Below are 20,860 nucleotides of genomic sequence, written 5' to 3'. Positions count from 1 at the left end.
CACTCACTACTGTATCTTCTTCACTTGGGTTGCTTATGGTAATTGGAACTACTGCGTTTCCATCTCCTTCATCTACCGTTACATCTCCAATGGTGATACTTGGCGTATCATTATCATTGATCGTTACTGTTCCACTTGGGTCTGTATTTGATGTGTTTCCACTTGTCACGGTTCCATCAACACTTAAATCCTCAGTGTCTTCCCCAATCATATCATCGATAATTGCTACACTCACACTGCTACTAGTCTGTCCCGCTGGGATAGTCACTGTAACGGTAGTACTGGTGTAATCACTTGGACTTGCAGCGCTGTTATCATTGGTAGTGATACTGATAATTGTATCCTCGCTACTTGGCGTGTCAATACTCACGGGTACCGTTGCCGATCCAGCATCTTCATCGACAATCACATCTCCGATGGTCACCACTGGAGTACCATCATTGTCAGTAATCGTTACCGTTCCACTTGGATCTGTATTTGACGTGTTACCGCTAGTTACGCTTCCATCAACACTAAAGTCTTCTGATGGCTCGTCAATACTATCTTCAGTAATTGGAATCGATACCGTAGTGCTGGTCTGTCCCGCTGGAATCGTTGCCGTAACTGTAGTCTCTGTATAATCAGCTGTTCCTGCTGTTCCACTGGTAGTGGTCACACTAACCACTGTATCTTCTTCACTTGGGTTGCTTATGGTAATTGGAACTACGGCGTTTCCATCGCCTTCATCTACCGTTACATCTCCAATGGTGATACTTGGCGTATCATTATCATTGATCGTCACCGTTCCACTTGGGTCTGTATTAGACGTGTTGCCACTTGTTACCGTTCCATCAACACTTAAATCCTCAGTGTCTTCTCCAATCATATCATCGATAATCGGCACACTCACACTGCTACTAGTCTGTCCCGCTGGGATGGTCACCGTAACGGTAGTGCTGGTGTAATCACTTGGACTTGTAGCGCTGTTATCATTGGTAGTGATACTGATAATTGTATCCTCGCTACTTGGCGTGTCAATACTCACGGGTACCGTTGCCGATCCAGCATCTTCATCGACAATCACATCTCCGATGGTCACCACTGGAGTACCATCATTGTCAGTAATCGTTACCGTTCCACTTGGATCTGTATTTGACGTGTTACCGCTAGTTACGGTTCCATCAACACTAAAGTCTTCTGATGGCTCGTCAATACTATCTTCGGTAATTGGAATCGATACCGTAGTGCTGGTCTGTCCAGCTGGAATCGTTGCCGTAACTGTAGTCTCTGTATAATCTGCAGTGCCTGCTGTGCCACTGGTAGTGGTCACACTCACTACTGTATCTTCTTCACTTGGGTTGCTTATGGTAATTGGAACTACGACGTTTCCATCTCCTTCATCTACCGTTACATCTCCAATGGTGATACTTGGCGTATCATTATCATTGATAGTCACCGTTCCACTTGGGTCTGTATTTGATGTGTTTCCACTTACTACCGTTCCATCAACACTTAAATCCTCAGTGTCTTCCCCGATCATATCATCGATAATTGCTACACTCACACTGCTACTAGTCTGTCCCGCTGGGATAGTCACCGTAACGGTAGTGCTGGTGTAATCACTTGGACTTGTAGCGCTGTTATCATTGGTAGTGATACTGATAATTGTATCCTCGCTACTTGGCGTGTCAATACTCACGGGTACCGTTGCCGATCCAGCATCTTCATCGACAATCACATCGCCGATAGTTACCACTGGAGTACCATCGTTGTCATTGATCGTTACCGTTCCACTTGGATCTGTATTTGACGTGTTACCGCTAGTTACGGTTCCATCAACACTAAAGTCTTCTGATGGCTCGTCAATACTATCTTCGGTAATTGGAATCGATACCGTAGTGCTGGTCTGTCCAGCTGGAATCGTTGCCGTAACTGTAGTCTCTGTATAATCTGCAGTGCCTGCTGTGCCACTGGTAGTGGTCACACTCACTACTGTATCTTCTTCACTTGGGTTGCTTATGGTAATTGGAACTACGGCGTTTCCATCTCCTTCATCTACCGTTACATCTCCAATGGTGATACTTGGCGTATCATTATCATTGATAGTCACCGTTCCACTTGGGTCTGTATTTGATGTGTTACCACTTGTTACCGTTCCATCAACACTTAAATCCTCAGTGTCTTCCCCAATCATATCATCGATAATCGCTACACTCACACTGCTACTAGTCTGTCCCGCTGGGATGGTCACTGTAACGGTAGTGCTGGTGTAATCACTTGGACTTGTAGCGCTGTTATCATTGGTGGTGATACTGATAATTGTATCCTCACTACTTGGCGTGTCAATACTCACGGGTACCGTTGCCGATCCAGCATCTTCATCGACAATCACATCGCCGATAGTTACCACTGGAGTACCATCGTTGTCATTGATCGTTACCGTTCCACTTGGATCTGTATTTGACGTGTTACCGCTAGTTACGCTTCCATCAACACTAAAGTCTTCTGATGGCTCGTCAATACTATCTTCGGTAATTGGAATCGATACCGTAGTGCTGGTCTGTCCCGCTGGAATCGTTGCCGTTACTGTAGTCTCTGTATAATCTGCAGTGCCTGCGGTGCCACTGGTAGTGGTTACACTCACTACTGTATCTTCTTCACTTGGGTTGCTTATAGTAATTGGAACTACTGCGTTTCCATCTCCTTCATCTACCGTTACATCTCCAATGGTGATACTTGGCGTATCATTATCATTGATAGTCACCGTTCCACTTGGGTCTGTATTTGATGTGTTACCACTTGTTACCGTTCCATCAACACTTAAATCCTCAGTGTCTTCCCCAATCATATCATCGATAATCGGCACACTCACACTGCTACTAGTCTGTCCCGCTGGGATGGTCACTGTAACGGTAGTACTGGTGTAATCACTTGGACTTGCAGCGCTGTTATCATTGGTAGTGATACTGATAATTGTATCCTCACTACTTGGCGTGTCAATACTCACGGGTACCGTTGCCGATCCAGCATCTTCATCGACAATCACATCTCCGATGGTCACCACTGGAGTACCATCATTGTCAGTGATCGTTACCGTTCCACTTGGATCTGTATTTGAGGTGTTGCCGCTGGTTACGCTTCCATCAACACTAAAGTCTTCTGATGGCTCATCAATACTATCTTCGGTAATTGGAATCGATACCGTAGTGCTGGTCTGTCCCGCTGGAATCGTTGCCGTAACTGTAGTCTCTGTATAATCTGCAGTGCCTGCTGTGCCACTGGTAGTGGTCACACTCACTACTGTATCTTCTTCACTTGGGTTGCTTATGGTAATTGGAACTACGGCGTTTCCATCGCCTTCATCTACCGTTACATCTCCAATGGTGATACTTGGCGTATCATTATCATTGATCGTTACCGTTCCACTTGGGTCTGTATTTGATGTGTTTCCACTTGTCACGGTTCCATCAACACTTAAATCCTCAGTGTCTTCCCCGATCATATCATCGATAATCGGCACACTCACACTGCTACTAGTCTGTCCCGCTGGGATAGTCACTGTAACGGTAGTGCTGGTGTAATCACTTGGACTTGCAGCGCTGTTATCATTGGTAGTGATACTGATAATTGTCTCCTCGCTACTTGGCGTGTCAATACTCACGGGTACCGTTGCCGATCCAGCATCTTCATCGACAATCACATCTCCGATGGTCACCACTGGAGTACCATCATTGTCAGTGATCGTTACCGTTCCACTTGGATCTGTATTTGACGTGTTACCGCTAGTTACGGTTCCATCAACACTAAAGTCTTCTGATGGCTCGTCAATACTATCTTCGGTAATTGGAATCGATACCGTGGTGCTGGTCTGTCCAGCTGGAATCGTTGCCGTTACTGTAGTCTCTGTATAATCTGCAGTGCCTGCTGTGCCACTGGTAGTGGTTACACTCACTACTGTATCTTCTTCACTTGGGTTGCTTATGGTAATTGGAACTACGGCGTTTCCATCTCCTTCATCTACCGTTACATCTCCAATGGTGATACTTGGCGTATCATTATCATTGATAGTCACCGTTCCACTTGGGTCTGTATTAGCCGTGTTTCCACTTACTACCGTTCCATCAACGCTTAAATCCTCAGTGTCTTCTCCAATCATATCATCGATAATCGCTACACTCACACTGCTACTAGTCTGTCCCGCTGGGATAGTCACTGTAACGGTAGTGCTGGTGTAATCACTTGGACTTGTAGCGCTGTTATCATTGGTGGTGATACTGATAATTGTATCCTCACTACTTGGCGTGTCAATACTCACGGGTACCGTTGCCGATCCAGCATCTTCATCGACAATCACATCTCCGATGGTCACCACTGGAGTACCATCATTGTCAGTAATCGTTACCGTTCCACTTGGATCTGTATTTGACGTGTTGCCACTAGTTACGCTTCCATCAACACTAAAGTCTTCTGATGGCTCATCAATACTATCTTCGGTAATTGGAATCGATACCGTAGTACTGGTCTGTCCCGCTGGAATCGTTGCCGTTACTGTAGTCTCTGTATAATCTGCAGTGCCTGCGGTGCCACTGGTAGTGGTTACACTCACTACTGTATCTTCTTCGCTTGGGTTGCTTATAGTAATTGGAACTACGGCGTTTCCATCTCCTTCATCTACCGTTACATCTCCAATGGTGATACTTGGCGTATCATTATCATTGATAGTCACCGTTCCACTTGGGTCTGTATTTGATGTGTTACCACTTGTCACGGTTCCATCAACACTTAAATCCTCAGTGTCTTCCCCGATCATATCATCGATAATCGCTACACTCACACTGCTACTAGTCTGTCCCGCTGGGATGGTCACTGTAACGGTAGTGCTGGTGTAATCACTTGGACTTGTAGCGCTGTTATCATTGGTAGTGATACTAATGACTGTATCCTCGCTACTTGGCGTGTCAATACTCACGGGTACCGTTGCCGATCCAGCATCTTCATCTACAATCACATCTCCGATGGTCACCACTGGAGTACCATCATTGTCAGTAATCGTTACCGTTCCACTTGGATCTGTATTTGACGTGTTACCGCTAGTTACGCTTCCATCAACACTAAAGTCTTCTGATGGCTCATCAATACTATCTTCGGTAATTGGAATCGATACCGTAGTACTGGTCTGTCCCGCTGGAATCGTTGCCGTTACTGTAGTCTCTGTATAATCTGCAGTGCCTGCGGTGCCACTGGTAGTGGTTACACTCACTACTGTATCTTCTTCACTTGGGTTGCTTATGGTAATTGGAACTACTGCGTTTCCATCTCCTTCATCTACCGTTACATCTCCAATGGTGATACTTGGCGTATCATTATCATTGATCGTTACCGTTCCACTTGGGTCTGTATTTGATGTGTTTCCACTTACTACCGTTCCATCAACACTTAAATCTTCAGTGTCTTCCCCAATCATATCATCGATAATTGCTACACTCACACTGCTACTAGTCTGTCCCGCTGGGATAGTCACCGTAACGGTAGTGCTGGTGTAATCACTTGGACTTGCAGCGCTGTTATCATTGGTAGTGATACTAATGACTGTATCCTCACTACTTGGCGTGTCAATACTCACGGGTACCGTTGCCGATCCAGCATCTTCATCGACAATCACATCTCCGATGGTCACCACTGGAGTACCATCATTGTCAGTGATCGTTACCGTTCCACTTGGATCTGTATTTGACGTGTTACCGCTAGTTACGGTTCCATCAACACTAAAGTCTTCTGATGGCTCGTCAATACTATCTTCGGTAATTGGAATCGATACCGTAGTGCTGGTCTGTCCCGCTGGAATCGTTGCCGTTACTGTAGTCTCTGTATAATCTGCAGTGCCTGCTGTGCCACTGGTAGTGGTTACACTCACTACTGTATCTTCTTCACTTGGGTTGCTTATAGTAATTGGAACTACGGCGTTTCCATCTCCTTCATCTACCGTTACATCTCCAATGGTGATACTTGGCGTATCATTATCATTGATCGTTACCGTTCCACTTGGGTCTGTATTTGATGTGTTTCCACTTACTACCGTTCCATCAACGCTTAAATCCTCAGTGTCTTCCCCAATCATATCATCGATAATCGCTACACTCACACTGCTACTAGTCTGTCCCGCTGGGATGGTCACTGTAACGGTAGTGCTGGTGTAATCACTTGGACTTGTAGCGCTGTTATCATTGGTGGTGATACTGATAATTGTATCCTCACTACTTGGCGTGTCAATACTCACGGGTACCGTTGCCGATCCAGCATCTTCATCGACAATCACATCGCCGATGGTCACCACTGGAGTACCATCATTGTCAGTGATCGTTACCGTTCCACTTGGATCTGTATTTGACGTGTTGCCACTGGTTACGCTTCCATCAACACTAAAGTCTTCTGATGGCTCATCAATACTATCTTCGGTAATTGGAATCGATACCGTAGTGCTGGTCTGTCCCGCTGGAATCGTTGCCGTTACTGTAGTCTCTGTATAATCTGCAGTGCCTGCTGTGCCACTGGTAGTGGTTACACTCACTACTGTATCTTCTTCACTTGGGTTGCTTATGGTAATTGGAACTACGGCGTTTCCATCTCCTTCATCTACCGTTACATCTCCAATGGTGATACTTGGCGTATCATTATCATTGATCGTTACCGTTCCACTTGGGTCTGTATTTGATGTGTTTCCACTTACTACCGTTCCATCAACACTTAAATCCTCAGTGTCTTCCCCAATCATATCATCGATAATTGCTACACTCACACTGCTACTAGTCTGTCCCGCTGGGATGGTCACTGTAACGGTAGTGCTGGTGTAATCACTTGGACTTGCAGCGCTGTTATCATTGGTAGTGATACTGATAATTGTCTCCTCGCTACTTGGCGTGTCAATACTCACGGGTACCGTTGCCGATCCAGCATCTTCATCGACAATCACATCGCCGATAGTTACCACTGGAGTACCATCGTTGTCATTGATCGTTACCGTTCCACTTGGATCTGTATTTGACGTGTTACCGCTAGTTACGGTTCCATCAACACTAAAGTCTTCTGATGGCTCGTCAATACTATCTTCGGTAATTGGAATCGATACCGTAGTGCTGGTCTGTCCCGCTGGAATCGTTGCCGTTACTGTAGTCTCTGTATAATCTGCAGTGCCTGCGGTGCCACTGGTAGTGGTTACACTCACTACTGTATCTTCTTCACTTGGGTTGCTTATAGTAATTGGAACTACTGCGTTTCCATCTCCTTCATCTACCGTTACATCTCCAATGGTGATACTTGGCGTATCATTATCATTGATGGTTACCGTTCCACTTGGGTCTGTATTTGATGTGTTTCCACTTACTACCGTTCCATCAACGCTTAAATCCTCAGTGTCTTCTCCAATCATATCATCGATAATCGCTACACTCACACTGCTACTAGTCTGTCCCGCTGGGATGGTCACTGTAACGGTAGTGCTGGTGTAATCACTTGGACTTGTAGCGCTGTTATCATTGGTGGTGATACTGATAATTGTATCCTCACTACTTGGCGTGTCAATACTCACGGGTACCGTTGCCGATCCAGCATCTTCATCGACAATCACATCTCCGATGGTCACCACTGGAGTACCATCATTGTCAGTAATCGTTACCGTTCCACTTGGATCTGTATTAGCCGTGTTGCCACTAGTTACGCTTCCATCAACACTAAAGTCTTCTGATGGCTCATCAATACTATCTTCGGTAATTGGAATCGATACCGTAGTACTGGTCTGTCCCGCTGGAATCGTTGCCGTTACTGTAGTCTCTGTATAATCTGCAGTGCCTGCGGTGCCACTGGTAGTGGTTACACTCACTACTGTATCTTCTTCACTTGGGTTGCTTATGGTAATTGGAACTACTGCGTTTCCATCTCCTTCATCTACCGTTACATCTCCAATGGTGATACTTGGCGTATCATTATCATTGATAGTCACCGTTCCACTTGGGTCTGTATTTGATGTGTTTCCACTTGTCACGGTTCCATCAACACTTAAATCCTCAGTGTCTTCCCCGATCATATCATCGATAATTGCTACACTCACACTGCTACTAGTCTGTCCCGCTGGGATAGTCACCGTAACGGTAGTGCTGGTGTAATCACTTGGACTTGTAGCGCTGTTATCATTGGTAGTGATACTGATAATTGTATCCTCGCTACTTGGCGTGTCAATACTCACGGGTACCGTTGCCGATCCAGCATCTTCATCGACAATCACATCGCCGATAGTTACCACTGGAGTACCATCGTTGTCATTGATCGTTACCGTTCCACTTGGATCTGTATTTGACGTGTTACCGCTAGTTACGGTTCCATCAACACTAAAGTCTTCTGATGGCTCGTCAATACTATCTTCGGTAATTGGAATCGATACCGTAGTGCTGGTCTGTCCAGCTGGAATCGTTGCCGTAACTGTAGTCTCTGTATAATCTGCAGTGCCTGCTGTGCCACTGGTAGTGGTCACACTCACTACTGTATCTTCTTCACTTGGGTTGCTTATGGTAATTGGAACTACTGCGTTTCCATCTCCTTCATCTACCGTTACATCTCCAATGGTGATACTTGGCGTATCATTATCATTGATCGTTACTGTTCCACTTGGGTCTGTATTTGATGTGTTACCACTTGTTACCGTTCCATCAACACTTAAATCCTCAGTGTCTTCCCCGATCATATCATCGATAATTGCTACACTCACACTGCTACTAGTCTGTCCCGCTGGGATAGTCACTGTAACGGTAGTACTGGTGTAATCACTTGGACTTGCAGCGCTGTTATCATTGGTAGTGATACTGATAATTGTATCCTCGCTACTTGGCGTGTCAATACTCACGGGTACCGTTGCCGATCCAGCATCTTCATCGACAATCACATCTCCGATGGTCACCACTGGAGTACCATCATTGTCAGTAATCGTTACCGTTCCACTTGGATCTGTATTAGAAGTGTTGCCACTAGTTACGCTTCCATCAACACTAAAGTCTTCTGATGGCTCGTCAATACTATCTTCGGTAATTGGAATCGATACCGTAGTGCTGGTCTGTCCCGCTGGAATCGTTGCCGTAACTGTAGTCTCTGTATAATCTGCAGTGCCTGCTGTGCCACTGGTAGTGGTCACACTCACTACTGTATCTTCTTCACTTGGGTTGCTTATGGTAATTGGAACTACGACGTTTCCATCTCCTTCATCTACCGTTACATCTCCAATGGTGATACTTGGCGTATCATTATCATTGATAGTCACCGTTCCACTTGGGTCTGTATTTGATGTGTTTCCACTTGTCACGGTTCCATCAACACTTAAATCCTCAGTGTCTTCCCCGATCATATCATCGATAATTGCTACACTCACACTGCTACTAGTCTGTCCCGCTGGGATAGTCACCGTAACGGTAGTGCTGGTGTAATCACTTGGACTTGTAGCGCTGTTATCATTGGTAGTGATACTGATAATTGTATCCTCGCTACTTGGCGTGTCAATACTCACGGGTACCGTTGCCGATCCAGCATCTTCATCGACAATCACATCGCCGATAGTTACCACTGGAGTACCATCGTTGTCATTGATCGTTACCGTTCCACTTGGATCTGTATTAGCCGTGTTGCCACTAGTTACGCTTCCATCAACACTAAAGTCTTCTGATGGCTCATCAATACTATCTTCGGTAATTGGAATCGATACCGTAGTACTGGTCTGTCCCGCTGGAATCGTTGCCGTTACTGTAGTCTCTGTATAATCTGCAGTGCCTGCGGTGCCACTGGTAGTGGTTACACTCACTACTGTATCTTCTTCACTTGGGTTGCTTATGGTAATTGGAACTACTGCGTTTCCATCTCCTTCATCTACCGTTACATCTCCAATGGTGATACTTGGCGTATCATTATCATTGATCGTTACTGTTCCACTTGGGTCTGTATTTGATGTGTTACCACTTGTTACCGTTCCATCAACACTTAAATCCTCAGTGTCTTCCCCAATCATATCATCGATAATTGCTACACTCACACTGCTACTAGTCTGTCCCGCTGGGATAGTCACTGTAACGGTAGTACTGGTGTAATCACTTGGACTTGCAGCGCTGTTATCATTGGTAGTGATACTGATAATTGTATCCTCGCTACTTGGCGTGTCAATACTCACGGGTACCGTTGCCGATCCAGCATCTTCATCGACAATCACATCTCCGATGGTCACCACTGGAGTACCATCATTGTCAGTAATCGTTACCGTTCCACTTGGATCTGTATTTGACGTGTTACCGCTAGTTACGCTTCCATCAACACTAAAGTCTTCTGATGGCTCGTCAATACTATCTTCAGTAATTGGAATCGATACCGTAGTGCTGGTCTGTCCCGCTGGAATCGTTGCCGTAACTGTAGTCTCTGTATAATCAGCTGTTCCTGCTGTTCCACTGGTAGTGGTCACACTAACCACTGTATCTTCTTCACTTGGGTTGCTTATGGTAATTGGAACTACGGCGTTTCCATCGCCTTCATCTACCGTTACATCTCCAATGGTGATACTTGGCGTATCATTATCATTGATCGTCACCGTTCCACTTGGGTCTGTATTAGACGTGTTGCCACTTGTTACCGTTCCATCAACACTTAAATCCTCAGTGTCTTCTCCAATCATATCATCGATAATCGGCACACTCACACTGCTACTAGTCTGTCCCGCTGGGATGGTCACCGTAACGGTAGTGCTGGTGTAATCACTTGGACTTGTAGCGCTGTTATCATTGGTAGTGATACTGATAATTGTATCCTCGCTACTTGGCGTGTCAATACTCACGGGTACCGTTGCCGATCCAGCATCTTCATCGACAATCACATCTCCGATGGTCACCACTGGAGTACCATCATTGTCAGTAATCGTTACCGTTCCACTTGGATCTGTATTTGACGTGTTACCGCTAGTTACGGTTCCATCAACACTAAAGTCTTCTGATGGCTCGTCAATACTATCTTCGGTAATTGGAATCGATACCGTAGTGCTGGTCTGTCCAGCTGGAATCGTTGCCGTAACTGTAGTCTCTGTATAATCTGCAGTGCCTGCTGTGCCACTGGTAGTGGTCACACTCACTACTGTATCTTCTTCACTTGGGTTGCTTATGGTAATTGGAACTACGACGTTTCCATCTCCTTCATCTACCGTTACATCTCCAATGGTGATACTTGGCGTATCATTATCATTGATAGTCACCGTTCCACTTGGGTCTGTATTTGATGTGTTTCCACTTACTACCGTTCCATCAACACTTAAATCCTCAGTGTCTTCCCCGATCATATCATCGATAATTGCTACACTCACACTGCTACTAGTCTGTCCCGCTGGGATAGTCACCGTAACGGTAGTGCTGGTGTAATCACTTGGACTTGTAGCGCTGTTATCATTGGTAGTGATACTGATAATTGTATCCTCGCTACTTGGCGTGTCAATACTCACGGGTACCGTTGCCGATCCAGCATCTTCATCGACAATCACATCGCCGATAGTTACCACTGGAGTACCATCGTTGTCATTGATCGTTACCGTTCCACTTGGATCTGTATTTGACGTGTTACCGCTAGTTACGGTTCCATCAACACTAAAGTCTTCTGATGGCTCGTCAATACTATCTTCGGTAATTGGAATCGATACCGTAGTGCTGGTCTGTCCAGCTGGAATCGTTGCCGTAACTGTAGTCTCTGTATAATCTGCAGTGCCTGCTGTGCCACTGGTAGTGGTCACACTCACTACTGTATCTTCTTCACTTGGGTTGCTTATGGTAATTGGAACTACGGCGTTTCCATCTCCTTCATCTACCGTTACATCTCCAATGGTGATACTTGGCGTATCATTATCATTGATAGTCACCGTTCCACTTGGGTCTGTATTTGATGTGTTACCACTTGTTACCGTTCCATCAACACTTAAATCCTCAGTGTCTTCCCCAATCATATCATCGATAATCGCTACACTCACACTGCTACTAGTCTGTCCCGCTGGGATGGTCACTGTAACGGTAGTGCTGGTGTAATCACTTGGACTTGTAGCGCTGTTATCATTGGTGGTGATACTGATAATTGTATCCTCACTACTTGGCGTGTCAATACTCACGGGTACCGTTGCCGATCCAGCATCTTCATCGACAATCACATCGCCGATAGTTACCACTGGAGTACCATCGTTGTCATTGATCGTTACCGTTCCACTTGGATCTGTATTTGACGTGTTACCGCTAGTTACGCTTCCATCAACACTAAAGTCTTCTGATGGCTCGTCAATACTATCTTCGGTAATTGGAATCGATACCGTAGTGCTGGTCTGTCCCGCTGGAATCGTTGCCGTTACTGTAGTCTCTGTATAATCTGCAGTGCCTGCGGTGCCACTGGTAGTGGTTACACTCACTACTGTATCTTCTTCACTTGGGTTGCTTATAGTAATTGGAACTACTGCGTTTCCATCTCCTTCATCTACCGTTACATCTCCAATGGTGATACTTGGCGTATCATTATCATTGATAGTCACCGTTCCACTTGGGTCTGTATTTGATGTGTTACCACTTGTTACCGTTCCATCAACACTTAAATCCTCAGTGTCTTCCCCAATCATATCATCGATAATCGGCACACTCACACTGCTACTAGTCTGTCCCGCTGGGATGGTCACTGTAACGGTAGTACTGGTGTAATCACTTGGACTTGCAGCGCTGTTATCATTGGTAGTGATACTGATAATTGTATCCTCACTACTTGGCGTGTCAATACTCACGGGTACCGTTGCCGATCCAGCATCTTCATCGACAATCACATCTCCGATGGTCACCACTGGAGTACCATCATTGTCAGTGATCGTTACCGTTCCACTTGGATCTGTATTTGAGGTGTTGCCGCTGGTTACGCTTCCATCAACACTAAAGTCTTCTGATGGCTCATCAATACTATCTTCGGTAATTGGAATCGATACCGTAGTGCTGGTCTGTCCCGCTGGAATCGTTGCCGTAACTGTAGTCTCTGTATAATCTGCAGTGCCTGCTGTGCCACTGGTAGTGGTCACACTCACTACTGTATCTTCTTCACTTGGGTTGCTTATGGTAATTGGAACTACGGCGTTTCCATCGCCTTCATCTACCGTTACATCTCCAATGGTGATACTTGGCGTATCATTATCATTGATCGTTACCGTTCCACTTGGGTCTGTATTTGATGTGTTTCCACTTGTCACGGTTCCATCAACACTTAAATCCTCAGTGTCTTCCCCGATCATATCATCGATAATCGGCACACTCACACTGCTACTAGTCTGTCCCGCTGGGATAGTCACTGTAACGGTAGTGCTGGTGTAATCACTTGGACTTGCAGCGCTGTTATCATTGGTAGTGATACTGATAATTGTCTCCTCGCTACTTGGCGTGTCAATACTCACGGGTACCGTTGCCGATCCAGCATCTTCATCGACAATCACATCGCCGATGGTCACCACTGGAGTACCATCATTGTCAGTGATCGTTACCGTTCCACTTGGATCTGTATTTGACGTGTTACCGCTAGTTACGGTTCCATCAACACTAAAGTCTTCTGATGGCTCGTCAATACTATCTTCGGTAATTGGAATCGATACCGTGGTGCTGGTCTGTCCAGCTGGAATCGTTGCCGTTACTGTAGTCTCTGTATAATCTGCAGTGCCTGCGGTGCCACTGGTAGTGGTTACACTCACTACTGTATCTTCTTCACTTGGGTTGCTTATAGTAATTGGAACTACTGCGTTTCCATCTCCTTCATCTACCGTTACATCTCCAATGGTGATACTTGGCGTATCATTGTCATTGATGGTTACCGTTCCACTTGGGTCTGTATTTGATGTGTTTCCACTTACTACCGTTCCATCAACGCTTAAATCCTCAGTGTCTTCTCCAATCATATCATCGATAATCGCTACACTCACACTGCTACTAGTCTGTCCCGCTGGGATGGTCACTGTAACGGTAGTGCTGGTGTAATCACTTGGACTTGTAGCGCTGTTATCATTGGTGGTGATACTGATAATTGTATCCTCACTACTTGGCGTGTCAATACTCACGGGTACCGTTGCCGATCCAGCATCTTCATCGACAATCACATCTCCGATGGTCACCACTGGAGTACCATCATTGTCAGTAATCGTTACCGTTCCACTTGGATCTGTATTAGCCGTGTTGCCACTAGTTACGCTTCCATCAACACTAAAGTCTTCTGATGGCTCATCAATACTATCTTCGGTAATTGGAATCGATACCGTAGTACTGGTCTGTCCCGCTGGAATCGTTGCCGTTACTGTAGTCTCTGTATAATCTGCAGTGCCTGCGGTGCCACTGGTAGTGGTTACACTCACTACTGTATCTTCTTCACTTGGGTTGCTTATGGTAATTGGAACTACTGCGTTTCCATCTCCTTCATCTACCGTTACATCTCCAATGGTGATACTTGGCGTATCATTATCATTGATCGTTACTGTTCCACTTGGGTCTGTATTTGATGTGTTACCACTTGTTACCGTTCCATCAACACTTAAATCCTCAGTGTCTTCCCCGATCATATCATCGATAATTGCTACACTCACACTGCTACTAGTCTGTCCCGCTGGGATAGTCACTGTAACGGTAGTACTGGTGTAATCACTTGGACTTGCAGCGCTGTTATCATTGGTAGTGATACTGATAATTGTATCCTCGCTACTTGGCGTGTCAATACTCACGGGTACCGTTGCCGATCCAGCATCTTCATCGACAATCACATCTCCGATGGTCACCACTGGAGTACCATCATTGTCAGTAATCGTTACCGTTCCACTTGGATCTGTATTAGAAGTGTTGCCACTAGTTACGCTTCCATCAACACTAAAGTCTTCTGATGGCTCGTCAATACTATCTTCGGTAATTGGAATCGATACCGTAGTGCTGGTCTGTCCCGCTGGAATCGTTGCCGTAACTGTAGTCTCTGTATAATCTGCAGTGCCTGCTGTGCCACTGGTAGTGGTCACACTCACTACTGTATCTTCTTCACTTGGGTTGCTTATGGTAATTGGAACTACGACGTTTCCATCTCCTTCATCTACCGTTACATCTCCAATGGTGATACTTGGCGTATCATTATCATTGATAGTCACCGTTCCACTTGGGTCTGTATTTGATGTGTTTCCACTTGTCACGGTTCCATCAACACTTAAATCCTCAGTGTCTTCCCCGATCATATCATCGATAATTGCTACACTCACACTGCTACTAGTCTGTCCCGCTGGGATAGTCACCGTAACGGTAGTGCTGGTGTAATCACTTGGACTTGTAGCGCTGTTATCATTGGTGGTGATACTGATAATTGTATCCTCGCTACTTGGCGTGTCAATACTCACGGGTACCGTTGCCGATCCAGCATCTTCATCGACAATCACATCTCCGATGGTCACCACTGGAGTACCATCATTGTCAGTGATCGTTACCGTTCCACTTGGATCTGTATTTGACGTGTTACCGCTAGTTACGGTTCCATCAACACTAAAGTCTTCTGATGGCTCGTCAATACTATCTTCGGTAATTGGAATCGATACCGTAGTGCTGGTCTGTCCCGCTGGAATCGTTGCCGTTACTGTAGTCTCTGTATAATCTGCAGTGCCTGCGGTGCCACTGGTAGTGGTTACACTCACTACTGTATCTTCTTCACTTGGGTTGCTTATGGTAATTGGAACTACGGCGTTTCCATCGCCTTCATCTACCGTTACATCTCCAATGGTGATACTTGGCGTATCATTATCATTGATCGTTACCGTTCCACTTGGGTCTGTATTAGCCGTGTTGCCACTTACTACCGTTCCATCAACGCTTAAATCCTCAGTGTCTTCCCCGATCATATCATCGATAATCGGCACACTCACACTGCTACTAGTCTGTCCCGCTGGGATGGTCACTGTAACGGTAGTGCTGGTGTAATCACTTGGACTTGTAGCGCTGTTATCATTGGTAGTGATACTGATAATTGTATCTACTGAGCTCGGTGCATCTAAGGTTACTGGCACACTTGCTGTTCCGTCTGTCTCGTCTACTGTCACATCACCAATCGTTACCATTGGAATTACACATGCGGAAGTATCTCCACTATCAGTTACAGCTGTAGTAGTTCCTTGTTGTGCTGAGGAACCTCCAACTTGTGGAACACCATTCCCATCTACATTATCACCTAAACTATCATCCGTTCCTGGATTTACTAAATCTGACACACCAAACGCACCTGCTCCTTCTATTGCATCTGCACAACCATCTCCATCACTATCTGTATCTAAATGATCTGCAATTCCATCTGCATCACTATTTACATCATCACAATATGTAAGTTCAAACAATTGCATTGTCACATTTCCTGCTGGATTAGAACCTCCATCTTTTCCTGCAACGAATGTTATTTGATCAATAGGTCCATTTGAAGAAACTATTACACTATTATTTGGGGCATTTTGTCCAGTAGTAAACGTACTTAATACTGATTGACCAGTAATTACGAATTGACCAGCTGGTAAGTTATTATTAGAAACTGTTAAAGGAACATTTGTTCCTCCTAAAGTAGCTAAAAAATCTACTCTATCATTAAAATCTAATCCTCCCCATTTAAACTCTACATTGTAAACAGGTTCTGAAAATGTAAGTGTATATACTGCCACACTTACTGATGATGCATTCTCTGGATAATATGATCCGTTTGGAAAATTTGTATTGTTTGGTTGAACGTTAATATATGTTCCATCTACTCCTCCTACAGGTCCTTGACTAGATACTCCAGATGCCCAAACAGCTCCATTTGTTACTTGATATGCAAAAGTAGCGGTCACATCTCCAAAAGGATAAAGATTTCCTTCACTTCCTGATCCAGTCCCTCCATTGGTTCCGGTATCAACGTTTGTAAAACTTTCACTTAAAGCAACATAAGGTGTAGTAGGACAAGAAAATTCCTGAACATCTAAAATACCATCATTGTCGTCATCGTCGTCACATCCATCTGGAACTAAATCTCCATCATTATCAGCTGAATCATCATAGCCATTACAAACATCATTTGCATCGATTACACCATCATTATCTTCATCACATTGACCAAAAGAATCAAAAGCTCTAGCATCTTTAGAAGTTCCTACAACTTGTCCTGTTGTTGTATCTACATTGTTTGGAACTCCCGTTGCTGGGTCTACTGTTCCTGTTAACATATCGCTTCCATCTATAGAGTTGGCCAATAAGTTATCTCCTCCTTCTAATGCATCTGGACATCCATCACCGTCACTATCTGTGTCTAAAAAGTCTGGTGTACCGTCGCCATCTGTATCTACTACTGGACATGAATCAAATGACATTTCTAATACATCAGATCCATTACCATCTAGACCTTCACCCGTAACTTGGAAGGTTAGTGTTGTTACTCTACCATATATTTGAATACTACCCGCTGCTGTACCAAATCTAGCTGAATCTGCATCACCCGATAAAACTATTGGGGTTCCAGAACCTAGGTTTTGATTAGGATTACGGTAGAATTGCTTTGAACTTACTATTAATTGATTGTTACCTGAAATTTTTGCCATTGATAAATCTGCATTTTGCAGTGTCCATAATGACGTATTTGATATATAGTTTCCTGAAGGCACTTGACTGTTTCCTCCTAGTCTGTCTATGTGTATAATTGGATTGTATACAGGTTGAGCATATGTTATTGTCACCGTACCTGTTACAGCATCATCTGAAGCTGCATTTAGTGATTCTGCAGTAGTATCCCAAGAGAATAAGAATTCTAAAGAGTTTGATCCTTCTACTATTGCATCAGAGAAGAAAGAATCTGAAGTCATTGTACCATTTGGTGTGTATGCTACGATTCCTCCTGCTGGAATTGTACTTCCTACAGAAACACCAATGGTTCCTGCCGTGTTGTTGTATGGATTGCTTCCTGTCCAAGCTCCAGATGTTATTGGTCTTGAAGCACAAACGTTTTCATTATCATCTATAATTCCGTCATTATCATTATCGATATCAATAATATCTACTACATTATCGTTATCTGTATCAACTGCTGAAGATGTCGAACATGCAGCAGGCGGTGCTACAGTTACATCTACTAGTTGACAAGATCCGTCTGCATCATCTGTAACTGTAAATGTTATGTTTCCTCCTGAAATTGCAAATGGTCCAAATTGCTGAGGAGCATTGTACGAAATATTTGACTGTGTAATACCTCCTGTCACACTATATGTTGAACCTAGTAAGGTTCCATTTGGACTAATGTAGAATGTAAATGTATCATCAGAATTGTCAAGTGGTGTACCATTGTCATCACAAAAAATAGAAGATACCGAAGCGTTTAGTAGTTCGCATGTATCACAAGCTGTTGTATTTCCTGAGTTGGTGACCGCTAAATCAGTTCCTGTATATCCTCCTTGACCGGTTACTATACCATTTGTTCCATTTACCGTTACTGGAGAATTTCCTAATACTCCATCATCATCAGGATCTGTATGTCCAGCTTCTAATGTATCTGGACACATATCACCATCACTATCATCATCTAACGAATTGATTATTCCGTCATTGTCATTATCTAAACTTGCGCATACACCATTTGCATTTAATGTACAGTAATCTGCGTCTTGATAGTTTATAATACCATCACCATCTGCATCACCATTAGGATCATCAGATAGACAACTGAAAGGGTTTGTTACAATTGTATTTACTAAGAAATTGTCTGACTGAGAGAATGTTGTAGTATCTGTAGGAGAACCAAACGTTCTGTTTATCACAGTAGTTCCATCTACTATAATTCTGTATGAATTTCCTTGAATACCATCACCAAAAGTATCAGTGATTGAGAAGAAGTAATTTCCATTTTCTGTAACTGTAATATCTTGAGATTCTGTAACATTCCCTGTAGTATATGTTCCTGTTGGCAAAGTAAATAATGTACTTCCTCCTAAAGATAATGACCATCCAACTTCCGTTGAAAATTGATCTACATCTATTTCTATTCGTATTGTTGAGTCTGAGTTTAATGTTAACGGATCTGTAGCACATAATTCTTGTGTATCTAAGATACCATCATTATCATCATCTTCGTCACAGTAATCAGCTACTCCATCTAAATCACTATCAACGTTTCCAGCTATTGATAAATCACAAAAATCGATATCGCAATTTTCCAACTGTACTGTTGTCGTTGTAGTACATGTACCAGTTACATTGTCTGTTATTGTTATTGTATAAAGTGTATTATTGGCTGATCCGTCTTGCAATCTAAAGTTCGTTGCTGATCCGTAAGTTCCGGAAGTTGGTGTTATTACACCTCCATTACTAACAGATACAGTGTATCCAGTTCCTAAATCAGTTCCTGTTGGATTTAAGTCAAAACTAACGTAATCGTCAGAACGATCTCTTGTTAAATTATTGTTACAAGTTTCATTTGTTTTACCAGCATTAATCAAACAGTTTGAACAATCGATTGCGAAAGCTGTACTAATACCAGCATCTGTAACTACACTACCATCAGCACCTGCTCTTGCTCCATTACCAACTGGAATGTTACCGCTTGTTACTGCTGTTGTTGTTATTGCAGAAGAACTTATTACAAATCCTCCTCCTCCAGGACCTCCATATTCTATAAATACTGGAGCTACTCCTGATTGTGTTGTAGCATCTCCACCACGAGCAAAAGCTCTAACTTGAGAGTTTACTGAATTTGCTTGAACTATTATATATCCAGCTCCACCTGCTCCACCTGTTACATTTGAAGCATCTCCAAAGAAAGTATACGTTCCTGCGTTTGGTCCTGCATTTCCATCACTTGCGATGTCTCTATTAGAACCATTTGTTGTAATATTATTGGCTAAAACTATAACGATTCCTCCACCATTTCCTGTAGCTGGAGCCCATTCTACTTCAGATCCTCCTGAAGCTCCCATGAATAATCGCAAGGTACTTGCTGAATCAAAAACACTTCCTGCGGCTGGTGCATCTGATCCTGAGATAAGAGTTCCAGCTCCTCCACTGGTACCTCCACCACCATAACCACCACCACCACCACCAGAACCTAGTGTTGCGTCTGTAGAGTTTGCTCCATTTCCACCAACTCCTGCTCCTCCATCTGGTGCTCCTTGTGCGGCGTTACATCCTCCATGTCCACCTCTACCTGTACCTCCAGATAATGGTGCTGCGTTTCCAAAGTCTCCACCAAAGTACAGTGGATCAGTTCCCCAGTTTTCATCAGGAGTAGCTACTAACGCAGCTGATTCTCCACAGTTATCAACTGAAAAATTCCCTGTAGTATTTCTTCCAAAAAAACCATCACCTGTTGCGCTAATGTTAGCATTCATCGTGATATTATTATCACATGCATCTATAAAAATAACACCACCTGTAGTTCCGTTCCATGGTTGAGCAGACACAGTTCCTACGACAGTAACATCATTGGTATACTTAGCTATTCTTACCAACTGAACTCTTTCAGAAATTGGCGTGAATATTTTTGTTACCGCAGTATCAATGGTAAGTGTATTACCCGCAATATTCGTAATTTTTGCTAAGTGAAAGTTTCCTGCCCCATTATCAACTCCTCCAGCATTTCCTCCACCACTGATTCCTGTCATTTGAATTATCATTATAGGATCATTGACAGCTAAACCAGCACTACTACCAACAGTAACCGATGTTCCACTTACAGCAGACACTGTGGTATAAGAGTTAACTACTCCAGAAATATTCTGTGCATTAGCGTTAAATAAAAATAATAATGACACTATAAGCGTTACTAGTATTTTTGATGTAATATTTTTCAT

At 44.0% G+C, this 20,860-nt stretch carries 1 protein-coding gene (only partly in view); it reads right to left on the bottom strand.

The window, feature by feature from the left end:
• A protein-coding gene (locus ACOQOS_RS20690; protein WP_420572377.1) for a Calx-beta domain-containing protein crosses the window boundary here: on the bottom strand, positions 1-20,860 show its 5' portion. It extends 12,182 nt beyond the left edge of the window; only the first 20,860 of its 33,042 coding nucleotides appear in the window; it begins with the start codon at positions 20,858-20,860; its stop codon lies off the left edge, out of view.

Origin of the sequence: Kordia sp. (assembly GCF_965224175.1) — a bacterium.
In the GTDB taxonomy this organism is placed as follows: domain Bacteria; phylum Bacteroidota; class Bacteroidia; order Flavobacteriales; family Flavobacteriaceae; genus Kordia.
Note: the sequence above shows the minus strand (reverse complement) of the source record. Positions and strands in the feature narration are given on the sequence as shown.